Source organism: Variovorax durovernensis (assembly GCF_977011995.1).
Genome location: NZ_CDRNCW010000001.1, coordinates 3,803,557 through 3,815,301 on the forward strand (window position 1 = coordinate 3,803,557; position 11,745 = coordinate 3,815,301).

General features: G+C 65.4%; 15 protein-coding genes. 8 read left to right on the top strand and 7 right to left on the bottom strand.

Features of this window, described 5'->3' with window-relative positions; translation table 11 throughout:
* Positions 1-75: 75 nt before the first annotated feature.
* Complete coding sequence (locus ACWV14_RS18065; protein WP_454902923.1) at positions 76-447, top strand: helix-turn-helix transcriptional regulator; 372 nt, start codon at positions 76-78, stop codon at positions 445-447.
* On the opposite strand, the gene ACWV14_RS18070 is transcribed toward ACWV14_RS18065, so the two are convergent.
* The 5 genes from ACWV14_RS18070 to guaB all read right to left on the bottom strand — a co-directional run bounded on the left by ACWV14_RS18070 (position 425) and on the right by guaB (position 5,832).
* Positions 425-1,681: a tyrosine-type recombinase/integrase gene (locus tag ACWV14_RS18070; protein ID WP_454902924.1), complete on the bottom strand. Its 1,257-nt coding sequence runs from the start codon at positions 1,679-1,681 to the stop codon at positions 425-427. The two genes, ACWV14_RS18065 and ACWV14_RS18070, sit on opposite strands and share 23 nt — an antisense overlap.
* A 293-nt stretch (positions 1,682-1,974) precedes the next feature.
* Positions 1,975-3,594 (bottom strand): glutamine-hydrolyzing GMP synthase, encoded by a 1,620-nt coding sequence (gene guaA / locus ACWV14_RS18075; RefSeq protein ID WP_081270567.1) that lies wholly within the window; start codon positions 3,592-3,594, stop codon positions 1,975-1,977.
* 11 nt (positions 3,595-3,605) lie between these two features.
* Positions 3,606-4,040, bottom strand: a complete 435-nt coding sequence (locus ACWV14_RS18080) for a type II toxin-antitoxin system VapC family toxin (protein WP_172839940.1) — start codon at positions 4,038-4,040, stop codon at positions 3,606-3,608.
* Entirely contained in the window at positions 4,037-4,285 is a 249-nt protein-coding gene (locus tag ACWV14_RS18085) for a type II toxin-antitoxin system Phd/YefM family antitoxin (protein ID WP_454902925.1), read from the bottom strand. Before ACWV14_RS18085 ends, ACWV14_RS18080 begins: the two co-directional genes overlap by 4 nt.
* Before the next feature lie 77 nt (positions 4,286-4,362).
* Complete coding sequence (gene guaB, locus ACWV14_RS18090) at positions 4,363-5,832, bottom strand: IMP dehydrogenase (RefSeq protein ID WP_422086834.1); 1,470 nt, start codon at positions 5,830-5,832, stop codon at positions 4,363-4,365.
* A 128-nt stretch (positions 5,833-5,960) separates the two neighbouring features.
* Here guaB and ACWV14_RS18095 point away from each other — a divergent pair, with 128 nt between their 5' ends.
* Positions 5,961-6,494 carry a DUF4124 domain-containing protein gene (locus ACWV14_RS18095; RefSeq protein ID WP_422086835.1) on the top strand — a complete coding sequence of 178 codons (534 nt, stop codon included), beginning with the start codon at positions 5,961-5,963 and terminating at the stop codon, positions 6,492-6,494.
* Between the two features lie 19 nt (positions 6,495-6,513).
* Here the strand turns inward: ACWV14_RS18095 and ACWV14_RS18100 are convergent, their stop codons facing one another.
* Both ACWV14_RS18100 and ACWV14_RS18105 read right to left on the bottom strand, forming a co-directional pair.
* Entirely contained in the window at positions 6,514-6,849 is a 336-nt protein-coding gene (locus ACWV14_RS18100) for an RnfH family protein (protein WP_454902926.1), read from the bottom strand.
* A complete protein-coding gene (locus ACWV14_RS18105; RefSeq protein ID WP_422086837.1) occupies positions 6,849-7,295 on the bottom strand; it encodes a type II toxin-antitoxin system RatA family toxin in 447 nt (148 codons plus the stop codon). The genes ACWV14_RS18100 and ACWV14_RS18105 overlap by 1 nt, the downstream gene beginning before the upstream one ends.
* A gap of 63 nt (positions 7,296-7,358) precedes the next feature.
* Here ACWV14_RS18105 and smpB point away from each other — a divergent pair, with 63 nt between their 5' ends.
* The 6 genes from smpB (at position 7,359) to ACWV14_RS18135 (ending at position 11,734) form a co-directional block, all read left to right on the top strand.
* Positions 7,359-7,835, top strand: coding sequence for an SsrA-binding protein SmpB (gene smpB, locus ACWV14_RS18110; RefSeq protein ID WP_422086838.1), 477 nt, complete (start codon positions 7,359-7,361; stop codon positions 7,833-7,835).
* Between the two features lie 100 nt (positions 7,836-7,935).
* The gene (locus ACWV14_RS18115) at positions 7,936-8,316 is read left to right on the top strand and encodes a COG4315 family predicted lipoprotein (RefSeq protein WP_454902927.1); all 381 of its coding nucleotides are present in this window, start codon (positions 7,936-7,938) and stop codon (positions 8,314-8,316) included.
* Positions 8,317-8,328: 12 nt separating this feature from the next.
* Positions 8,329-8,844, top strand: a complete 516-nt coding sequence (locus ACWV14_RS18120; RefSeq protein WP_454902928.1) for an RNA polymerase sigma factor — start codon at positions 8,329-8,331, stop codon at positions 8,842-8,844.
* A gap of 13 nt (positions 8,845-8,857) precedes the next feature.
* Positions 8,858-9,685 (top strand): anti-sigma factor family protein, encoded by an 828-nt coding sequence (locus ACWV14_RS18125; RefSeq protein WP_454902929.1) that lies wholly within the window; start codon positions 8,858-8,860, stop codon positions 9,683-9,685.
* Between the two features lie 88 nt (positions 9,686-9,773).
* Positions 9,774-10,160, top strand: coding sequence for a COG4315 family predicted lipoprotein (locus ACWV14_RS18130; protein ID WP_422086842.1), 387 nt, complete (start codon positions 9,774-9,776; stop codon positions 10,158-10,160).
* A 101-nt stretch (positions 10,161-10,261) separates the two neighbouring features.
* Positions 10,262-11,734 (top strand): hypothetical protein, encoded by a 1,473-nt coding sequence (locus ACWV14_RS18135; protein WP_454902930.1) that lies wholly within the window; start codon positions 10,262-10,264, stop codon positions 11,732-11,734.
* The last annotated feature ends 11 nt before the right edge of the window (positions 11,735-11,745 follow it).

Here is an 11,745-nt window from a genome sequence, read left to right on the forward strand (position 1 = left end):
ATGAGGGCATTAACAGTTGCAGTGCAATCAGCGTGACCGGACTTCCGTGACGCTGTGGCACGGATGGAGTCGATCATGAGAAAAGGCGAAGAGTCAGCCGCTGTCGGGGCCTTTCACCGCGGGCACGTCGAACGCTTGGAGAGCCCCGAACAGCGACCCCAATTGGAGGTTCCAAGCGCCGTGTCCTTCCGGCGCACGATCCGGCGGACGGAATTGCACAAGATGGTGCCGCTCTCCGGCACCACGATCTACGACATGGAGCGTCGAGGCGAGTTTCCGCGCCGCTTCAACCTGACCTCGCGCTGCGTGGTGTGGGATCTTGCAGAGGTCGAGGCCTGGATCGAGACACGCCGCCAGGTCTCGGACGCCGCGCAGATGAAGCGTGCGCCCTCCCCCGACGTGCGTCAGCGCAAGCGCCGTCCGGTCAAAGCAATGCTTGCGTCGTGATGACCTTCATCGACGGCGGCAGCAAGGTGGGCGTGTGGGACTTGCCTGCCACCCAGGCGTCGATCATGTCCGCCCACTCTTGCAGCATGTGCCGGCGCTGCTCGGCGTACTCGGCCTTGTTGTAGACCCCGCGCGACGAGCGGCCGTCTTCGTGGGCGAGGCACTTCTCGATCCAGTCACTGTTGAAGCCCAGTTCGTTCAGGATGGTCGAGCCGGTACGGCGCAGGTCATGCACGGTAAAGCCGTCCAAGGGCAGGCCCTTCTCCTTCGCTCGCGCGGCCACCAGCTGCGTCACGCGGTTAAGGGTCGCATTAGACATGCACTTGTCAGGCTCGTAACGCGAAGGCAGCACGTACCTGGAACCGCCAGCGCAAGTGCGCAGCGCGACCATGATGTCGAGCGCCTGCTGCGACAGATAGACGTTGTGCGCCTTGGAACCCTTCATGCGCTCCTTGGGGATGGTCCACAGCGCGTTCTCGAAGTCGATCTCGTTCCAGGTGGCATGGATCAGCTCACCCTTGCGCACGAGGGTAAGCAGGATGAGCCGGAGTGCCAGACGGATGGTCGGGTACGACGCCACCGTTTCCAACTGATGGTGCATCAGTCGGATTTCGACAGGCGACAAGGCGCGGTCTTTCGGCACGAAGGTCGCGATCGAGGACGGCCCGACGTCATCGGCCGGATTGGCGACCTTCTCGCCGTGCAGGATGGCAAACCCATAGATCTGCTTGACGATGTCTCGCACGTGGACGGCCGTAGCCGGGGCCCCCCTGCCCTTGACCTTGTTGCAGAGGTCGCGCAGGTCGTCCGACGTGATTTCGGTCAAGAGGCGGTTCTTGAAGACGGGCAGGATGTCGCGGTCGAGGATGCTCTTGCGCATCGAGCGAGTGCTGTCCGCCATCCTGGCGCCCTTGGCCCACCTGTCGGTGAATTCCTGGAAGTTCTTTGCCTCCGACAGACGGCGCTTTTCGCGCTGTTTCTCCTGCGCCGGAGATTTACCGTCAGACACCGCGCGCTGGGCGTCTATGCACCTCTCGCGGGCCCTGGCCAACGACAAGCCGTCCGCTCCATAACGCCCGATCGTCAGGGTCTCACGGCGACCGTTCATGCGGTAGTCGTAGCGGAAAGTGACAGTTCCAACCGGCGACACGGTGACGTACATCCCGTCCCGGTCGGTCACCTTGTAGAGCGCCGCCTTGGGCTTGAGGTTCTTGAGCGCGGTGTCGGTGAGCATGCGTTCTCCTGGGTGAGAGCGCCTTTACCGTCAAGCACGCTCAAACTGCAAACACGCCCGGAACCCGCATGAAACCTAGCTTTTCGCCTTCTTTTTTACCGTCATGCGTCGAAACGGGCTGACGGTAGAAATTTTAGACCAGTTAAACGAACTTTGGCTACCGACAGATCAACCGACAATCTGAGTTGCTTGCCACCAATCGCTGTCGATAGATGTCGAGAAGAAAATATTTATAAATCAACAACTTACGCCGGTTTATCGATAGCTGTCGATTGTCCGCGAAGAGCGGAAAATCATTCCCACTCGATCGTCGCGGGCGGCTTGCTCGATACGTCGTAAGTCACACGGTTGATCCCGCGCACTTCATTGATGATGCGCCCCGACACCTTCTTCAGCAGCGCATAAGGCAGCTCGGCCCAGTCGGCCGTCATGAAGTCGCTGGTCTGCACCGCACGCAGCGCAACCACGTAGTCGTAGGTTCGGCCGTCGCCCATCACGCCCACGCTCTTCACCGGCAGGAACACGGTGAAGGCCTGGCTCGTGAGGTCGTACCAGGTCTTGCCGGTTTCGGCGTCGGTGAAGTTGCGCAGTTCCTCGATGAAGATCGCGTCGGCGCGGCGCAGCAGGTCGGCGTATTCCTTCTTCACTTCGCCAAGAATGCGCACGCCCAGGCCCGGGCCTGGGAACGGATGGCGATACACCATCTCGGGCGGAAGGCCGAGTGCCACGCCCAGTTCGCGCACTTCGTCCTTGAACAGGTCGCGCAGCGGCTCCAGCAGCTTCAGGCCGAGCTGCTCGGGCAGGCCGCCCACGTTGTGGTGGCTCTTGATGGTGACGGCCTTCTTGCTCTTGGCACCGCCCGATTCGATGACGTCGGGGTAGATGGTGCCTTGCGCCAGGAAGGTCGCACCCTTGTGGCCGCCGTCGCCCGCCTTGAGCTTGGCGGCTTCCTGCTTGAACACGGTGACGAATTCGCCGCCGATGATCTTGCGCTTGGCTTCGGGGTCGCTCACGCCGGCAAGCTTGCCGAGGAACAGCTCGCTGGCGTCCACGCGGATCACCTTCGCGTGCAGCTTGCCTTCGAACATCTCCATGACCATGTCGCCTTCGTTCAGGCGCAACAGTCCGTGGTCGACGAACACGCAGGTCAGCTGGTCGCCGATGGCGCGGTGGATGAGCGCGGCGGCCACGCTCGAATCGACACCGCCCGACAGGCCCAGGATGACCTCTTCGTCGCCCACCTGCTCGCGGATCTTCTGCACGGCTTCTGCGATGTGGTCGCGCATGACCCAGTCGGGCTTGGCGTCGCAGATGCCGAGCACGAAGCGCTCGATGATCGCCTTGCCCTGCACGGTGTGCGTCACTTCGGGGTGGAACTGCAGCGCGTAGTAGCGGCGCGCTTCGTCGGCCATGCCGGCGATGGGGCAGCTGTCGGTGCTGGCCATGAGCTTGAAGCCCGGCGGCAGTTCGGTGACCTTGTCGCCGTGGCTCATCCACACGTTGAGCATGCCGTGGCCTTCCGGCGTGGTGAAGTCGGCGATGTCCTTGAGCAGCGCGGTGTGGCCATGGGCACGCACGGCCGCGAAGCCGAACTCGCGCTTGTGGCCGCCCTCGACCTTGCCACCGAGCTGGTGGGCCATGGTCTGCATGCCGTAGCAGATGCCGAGCACCGGCACGCCGAGGTCGAACACGGCTTGCGGTGCCTTGTCGGTGGTTTCCTCGTACACGCTGGCGTGGCTGCCCGAAAGGATCACGCCCTTCAGGTGGCCGTCGGCGGCGTATTCGCGCACCCATTCGTCGGTGACGTCGCAAGGGTGCACTTCGCTCAGCACGTGGGCTTCGCGTACGCGGCGTGCGATCAGCTGGGTGACTTGCGAGCCGAAATCGAGGATGAGGATCTTGTCGTGTTGCATGGCGGAAGGACTCAGAGCGTTGAAATGTCGAACAGCCTGACGCCTGCTTGAGGCGCGGCCTGGATGAGGCGCTCGTCGAAGGTGGCGAGCGGAAGATTGAGCGATTTTGCGAGCCAGAGATAGCCCGCGTCGTACTGGGACACACCGGCGTCTATGGCCACGGCGAGCACTGCCTTGTGCTGCGCCGGCGCAAGCTCGTGCAGTTCGACGCGGTGGCGAATGGCGTCGAGCACGCTCCACAGCCCTTCGACCGCGGACGATGGAATGCGGCCGCTTCGCACGCCGTTGGCCAGGATGTTGGCGCACTCCCATTGCCAAACATTGGGCGCCTGCGGCTCGACCTCGTCGCGGCGAATGGCGGCGTAGAGCTTGCGGGTGTGTTCGGTGGCGTGGTCGGGCAGCAGCCAGGCGGCGGTGACCGAGGCGTCCATGACGAATGCGGTCATGGCTGGCGCCCTTCGGCCCGCAAGGCGCTCGGCGACGGGCCGGACTGGATGGTGGCGTGCAGCGCGTCGATCTGGCCCAGTTCGCGCTGGATCTGCTCGTCGGTGATGACCGGCTTGCGGCGCACCGGCAGCATGCGCACGACTTCCTTGCCGTGGCGGGTGATGCGAACCTCCTCGCCCTTTTCGACCGAGTCGATCAGGGCCGAGAAGTTGTTCTTGGCTTCAGCGATACCGATGGATTGCATTTGGGCCAGAAGTTTTAAATCTGGCCCAAATTCTAAACCCGATGTGGCCTGACTTTCAAGGTCTGGCCAGAATGCACTTATTCAGCGCGGTAGTTCGGCGCTTCCTTCGTGATCTGCACGTCGTGGACGTGGCTCTCACGAATGCCGGCCGTGGTGATCTCGACGAACTCGGCCTTGTTCTGCATGTCCTCGATGGTCGCGCAGCCGCAGTAGCCCATGCTGGCGCGCACGCCGCCGGCCATCTGGTAGACGATGGAGACGATCGAGCCCTTGTAGGGCACGCGGCCTTCGATGCCTTCGGGCACCAGCTTGTCGGTGTTGGGGTTGCCGGTGGTCGATTCCTGGAAGTACCGGTCGGCACTGCCCTGCTGCATCGCGCCGATGGAGCCCATGCCGCGATAGCTCTTGTAGCTGCGGCCCTGGTACAGCACGATTTCGCCCGGCGCCTCTTCGGTGCCGGCGAACATGCTGCCCATCATCACGGTGCTGGCGCCGGCCGCGATGGCCTTGGCGATGTCGCCCGAGTAGCGCACGCCGCCGTCGGAAATCAGCGGAATGCCAGTGCCCTGCAGCGCGGTGGCCACGCTGTCGACCGCCATGATCTGCGGCACGCCCACGCCGGCCACGATGCGGGTGGTGCAGATGGAGCCAGGGCCGATGCCGACCTTGACCGCGTCGGCGCCGACGTCGGCCAGCGCACGCGCGGCGTCGCCGGTGGCGATGTTGCCGCCGATGACGTCGACCTGCGGATAGTTCTTCTTGACCCAGCGCACGCGCTCGATCACGCCGGCGCTGTGGCCGTGTGCGGTGTCGACCACGATGGCGTCGACGCCGGCCTTCACCAGCGCCTCTACGCGTTCCTCGGTGCCGTCGCCCACGCCGACCGCGGCGCCCACGCGCAGGCGGCCGTTGGCGTCGCGTGCGGCGTTGGGGAAGCTGGTCTGCTTGGTGATGTCCTTGACGGTGATCAGGCCCTTGAGCTCCCAGTCGCCGTTGATGACCAGCAGGCGCTCGAGCTTGTACTTGTTGAGCAGTGCCTTGGCTTCGGCCAGCGTGGTGCCGTCAGGCACTGTGATGAGCTTCTCGCGCCGCGTCATGATTTCGCTGACGGGCACGTCGTAGCGGTTCTCGAAGCGCAGGTCGCGCCCCGTGACGATACCGACCACCTTGCCGGCGTCCACCACCGGGAAGCCCGAGATGCCGAGCTGGTCGGAAAGCGCCATCACCTGGCGCACCGAATGCGTCGGGGTGATCACGACCGGGTCGCGCAGCACGCCCGATTCGTATCGCTTCACGCGGGCCACTTCCGCGGCCTGCTGCTGTGCGGTGAGGTTCTTGTGCACGATCCCCATGCCGCCCTCCTGCGCGATGGCAATCGCAAGGCGGGCTTCAGTCACGGTGTCCATGGCCGCCGAGACGAGCGGCAGGTTCAGCGTGATGTTGCGGGAGAGTTTGGTGGCGAGGGAGGTGTCCTTGGGCAGGACCTGGGAGAACGCTGGCACCAACAACACGTCGTCGAAGGTGAGCGCTTTGCCGAGAAGGCGCATGGGTGAAGCTCCAAAAGACGGATTGTAACGAGGCCCTCGAGGGGTTTGCTGGCGCAGGCATTTGACAAACGTTGCAAAACCACCCAATCCGGATGTTGCAAAAAGTAAGGCAAGGCTAAACTTCAGGCATGAAATTCGTGCACTGGCTCCTATTGGGATGTGTCGTTGCGATGCCGCTGTCTGCAAGCGCGCAGTGGCAATGGATCGACAAGAACGGCAAGAAGGTCTTCAGCGACCAGGCACCGCCGCCGGACGTGCCCGAGAAGAACATCCTGCGCCGCGTCGGCCCCCAGCCCGGGGCGCGCTCCACGGCAAACCCGAACGTAGACGCACCACCGGCCGAAGGCGCGGCCGATGCCGCTGCGGGAACTCCCGCAAAGGCCGCAGCCGCCCCCAAGCCGACCGGTGTCGACAAGGAACTCGAGGAAAAGACCAAGAAAGCCGAGGCCGACGCCAAGGCCAAGCAGACCGCGGAAGCCGCCAAGGTGGCCCAGGCCAAGGCAGAGAACTGCACCCGTGCCCGTCAGGCCAAGGCCACGGTCGACAGCGGCATGCGCATTGCGCGTGTGAATGCGCAGGGCGAGCGCGAAATCATGGATGACACGGCGCGTGCCGCCGAGCAGAAGCGCGTGCAATCGGTGATCGACTCCGACTGCAAGTAAGGCGCCGGCCCCGCCGGCTTCAGTAGCCGGCCTTGCCGCCCTTGCGGCGGTTTGCAAAAAGGCCGGTGCCCTTCGCGCCCTGGCGCTGGAAACGCTCCCGCCGCGCCACCTTGGGATCGACCGCCAGGGGCCGGCACAGCTCGATGCGGTCGCCGTCTTTCAGTGCCTGCTCCCACTCGACCACGCGGCCCCAGATGCCCGGCGTCATTGCGTGGCGCCAGTCCAGTTCGGGAAAGCGCGCGGAAAGGCCGCTCGCCTTCACCGCTTCGACCAGCGTGGCACCGGGCGCGAGCTGCAGCACCTGCTCGAACACCTCGCGCGCAGCGGGCGAACAGCTCAGCGTGACCTCGATCATCAGGCGCTGCCGTAGACCTGCTCGGCGCGCTTGACGAAGGCCTCGACCAGGCTCGATGCGATGGTGTCGAACACCGGCCCCACCAGCGCCTGCAATGCGAAGTTGCTGAAGCCGTAGCTCAGGTGCAGTTCGACGCGGCAGGCGCGCTCGCCCTCTTCGCCCACGGGCACGAATTTCCACTTGCCATCGAGGTTGGAGAAGGGCCCGTCGACCAGCTTGAGCTGGACTTCGCGCCCCGGCACATGCGTATTGCGGGTGGTGAAACTCTGGTGCAGTCCGGCAAAGGCCAGGCCGACTTCGGCGGTCATGCCGGCCTCGTCCTGCTCGATGACTCGCGACTTGTCGCACCAGGGAAGAAACTGCGGATACTTGGCCACATCGGTGACGAGCGCATACATCTCTTCGGCGCTGTACCAGATGAGGACGGACTTGTTGACTGTTTTCATAGAATCGGCACAGCGTGCGCGATGGATTGTATTGAAGCCATGCAGCCCCAACATTCCCGAGTCATGGCCACAAAGAAACAAGATACCTCCTCCCGAATCGCCGACAACAAGAAGGCCTCGTACAACTATTTCTTCGAAGAGCGCTTCGAGGCCGGCATGGTCCTCGAAGGCTGGGAAGTCAAATCGCTGCGCGAAGGCAAGGTGCAGCTCACCGACGGCTACGTCGTGATCCGCAATGGTGAACTGTTCGTCGTCGGCTGCCAGATCAACCCGCTCAAGAGTGCGTCGACCCACGTCAACCCCGATTCGGTCCGCACCAAGAAGCTGCTGCTGAAGAAGGACGAAATCCGCCGCCTGATCGGCAAGGTCGAGCAAAAGGGCTACACGCTGGTGCCGCTGAACCTGCACTGGAAGGCCGGCAAGGTGAAGTGCGAAATCGCGCTGGCCAAGGGCAAGGCCGAGCACGACAAGCGCGACACCATCAAGGACCGCGAAGGCAAGCGCGAGGTCGAGCGCGCCATGAAGAGCCGCAACCGCTGAAACTTTTTTTGCACGCGATGGAATAAAAGGCGGGCTGCGGGCGTTTGTGCGGTTGTCATCGGATCGCCGGTGGCAAGCCAACCACCCCAGGAGCCCTTTCATGTCGCCTTTTCGTGCCTCTTCCGCCGGCCTTGCCGCCATCCTGCTGAGCGGCGTGCTCGCCCTGCCGGCCCTCGCCCAGCCCAAGCCCGCCGACGGCGCGCTGGTCGGCCCCAACGGCATGACGCTGTACACCTTCGACAAGGACACGGCCGGCAACGGCAAGTCGGTGTGCAACGGCGCCTGCGCCACCAACTGGCCACCATTCATGGCCGCCGAGAGCGACAAGCCCACCGGCGACTTCACCGTCGTCACGCGCGACGACGGCAAGAAGCAATGGGCAGCCAAGGGCTGGCCGCTGTACTACTGGGCCAAGGACACCAAGCCGGGCGACAAGACCGGCGACGGCGTCAACGGCACCTGGAAGACCGCCAAGCCCTGACACACTGACCCCATGGACGCCCGCCTGCTGGTCGAGCACATCCCGAGCCTGCGCCGCTACGCCCGTGCGCTCACCGGCAATGCGTGGGCGGCCGACGACCTGGTGCAGGACACGCTGGAGCGGGCCTGCGGCAAGTGGCGGCTGTGGACGGTGGGCAGCGACCTGCGCGCGTGGCTCTTCACCGTCATGCACAACATCTTCGCAAGCCAGGTGCGGCGCACGCCGCCGCCGCACGCTGTGGTGCCCCTCGACGACCTGCCGCACGAACTGCACGGCAGCATCGACCCCGGGCGCGGGCAGGACACCAGCCTCGACCTGCAACGCTGCCTGATGCAGTTGCCCGAGGAGCAGCGCGCAGTGCTCCTGCTCGTGACGCTCGAAGACCTGTCGTATGCCGAAGTGGCCAAGGTGCTGGGCATTCCCGCCGGCACAGTGATGTCGCGCCTGTCGCGCGCCCGCGTGCGGCTCCAGGAGTTGATGGACGGCACCTCGGCGCCGGTCCGCCCCGGCCTGCGCCGCCTCAAATGAAACCCGCCGCACCATGAATCGCCCCGTCCCGCCCCCCACCGACGACGAACTGCACGCCTGGGTCGACGGCCAGTTGGCCCCGGACCGTCATGGCGCGGTCGAAGACGCCATCGCCCGCGACCCCGCCGTGGCCGCCAGGATCGCGTCCTGGCACACGCAGCGCGACGCCCTGCGCCGGCTGCACGGCGAGCTGCTAGATGCCCCGGTTCCAGAAGCGCTGATGGGCGCGCTTGACCGCAACCAGCCCCGCCACGCCCAACGCGGCGCGTGGATGCGCCTGGGCGGCATGGCGGCCGGCCTGCTGGTGGCCTTTGTCGCTGGCTGGCTGGGCAATGCCCAATGGACCGCGCCGCGCGGCGGTGCACAGCAGCAGCAACTGGCTCGCGCCCCGGCGCTGAGAGAGTTCGTGCATGACGCATCGATCGCGCATGCCGTCTACACACCCGAGAAAAGACACCCGGTCGAAGTGACTGCCGCCGAGCAGCAGCACCTGGTGCAATGGCTGTCGAAACGCCTCGACCGGCCGCTGAAGGTGCCCGATTTCTCCGCCCAGGGCTACACCCTGGTCGGCGGCCGCCTGCTGCCCGGGGAAACCGGCGCGCGCGCCCAGTTCATGTTCGAAGATGCCGCCGGCGAGCGCGTGACGCTCTACATCGGCACCCTCGACGCCAATGCCACCGGTGCCATCGCTGCCCGTGCGACTGCCTTCCGCTTCGCCTCCGAAGGCCCCGTCCCCAGCTTCTACTGGGTCGACCAGGGCTTCGGCTATGCCATTGCCGGCAAGCTGCCGCATGACCTTTTGCTCAAACTCGCGACGCTGGCCTACCGCGATCTGTCTTGATCAGCGCATAAACTGCCGGCTCGCGCAACCACCCCGGCCAGTCACCCCGGCCTTGTTTTCGCGATTCATCAACTGAAGGAGAAACTGCATGAAATTGCTCAGCGCCTCGATCCTCGCAGCGGCACTGCTTGCCGGCTGCGGCAGCATGTCCCCGGCCGCCCCCGACACGCCCACCCGCACCGCCGACGGCATCCTGGTCGGCCCGAACGGCATGACGCTGTACACCTTCGCCAAGGACACGGCCGGCGCCGGCACCTCCGCCTGCAACGCCCAGTGCGCCACCAACTGGCCCGCGCTCGGCGTGGCCGAAACCGCCAAGCCCATGGGCGGCTACACCATCATCATTCGCGAAGACGGCAAGCGCCAATGGGCCTACAAGGGCTGGCCGCTGTACTACTGGTCGAAGGACGCCAAGCCTGGCGACAAGACCGGTGACGGCGTCCTCAACGGCGCATGGAAAGTCGCCCGTCCCTGATTCCATCGGAACCTGACGCAAGACAACGCCGGCACCCGCCGGCGTTTTTTTGTCCGCTTTGACCACGCGAAGGCCCTGGGCACCCACGGCAGAATCCCCGCATGATTTCTGACGCCAATCCGGACGCGTTCCTTGCCCTGCTGAGCCAGGGCCTCATCACCGACTCGCAGCACGACGCAGTGCTCGCCCACCCCGAGACCCCTACCCTCCCCCCGCTTCCGAGCCCGGGCCACGCGCTCGCCTGGATGCGCGTGAAAGGCCTCGTCACCGAAGAAGAACAGAATGCGGCGCTCGACCGGATCGAAGCCGCAACGCCCCCGGACCCGAACGCAGACGACGCGGCCGACACCGCCATCGACGCGGACGACCTCATGGAATGCGCCGAGCGCGGAATCACGCACGAGGCGGTCCAGGCGCTCTACCGCGACGGCCTGATCGACGCGGAAACGCGCGACATGGCACTGCAAGAAACGCCGGTCGCGGGCACCGTTCCCGCCGCGCTGGGCGCCACGCTCGCCTGGCTGGTGACGGACGGCCCGCTCGAGCGGGAGCGCTTCGACGCCACCCGCGCACAGGTTGCCGCCGAACCCGCCTTTGCAATGGCGGCCGAACGCTCCCGCATCGTCGCCGAGGCCCAGGCATTGATCGAGGCCGAAGACCGGACGATCGCGGAATGGAAATCGCGCTCGCAACGCCAAGGCCGCATCGGCGCATGGAAATTCATCCTGACGGTGCTCGTGATCGGCGGCGGCCTGGGCTGGTATCTGTTCGCACCCGACAGCGTGCCCGCCTGCGACGCCAGTTCCACGCGCAAGACGCTGAACAACATGATGTTCCGCGTGACCATGGACGTGCGCATGCGCACCTTCGATGCCGAGAAACGCGCCGACATCCACACGCCCTCGCTCGGCGGAATCCGCGAAGTCGGCTACCGCAAGGACCAGCGCGTGCGCGGCTGCATCGCGACCCTGACCCAGGGCGACGACAAGGACACGATGGCCTTCACCATCGGCGCGACATCGCCCAAGAGTGACGAAATGGTGGTGCGCGGCGCGGATGCGGACATCGTCGAGGCACGCTTCGGCCACCTGGACGCGAGCGGCAAGCCGCTTTTCAACGCCGAACCCATCGGGCGCGACGCGATGGAAAAGGCTTTCCGCGAAGGCGCCGAATCGCTGTCTGCGCGTTCACAGTCCAGCGCGCTGGCACGCATGCGTGCCCAGGAGCGCGCCGCCTCGGGGCTGCCGGACCTCGACCCGGACCGCACGCGCGAAATCGCCGACATCGAGCTCACGGGCTCCTGCCGGGCACTCGACGGCGGCGCAGGTCAGCAGGCCTGCCCGCTGGTTGTCGAATACAACGATCGCCTGCTGGGCGCCCTTGCCGGCAACGGCGGCACGTCGCTGCCGCTGACCGGCGAATTCACCTTCGTGCAGGACAACGGCACCTGGCGCGTGGGCGACGATTTCACGCAGACCTTCATGCGCAAGGTGGTCGAGGCTCGCATGCGCAAGATCGGCGCCACCGATATCGCCATGCCCGCGTTCCCGGCCCCGCCCAAGCCACCCCGTTGAGAAGCAAGGCC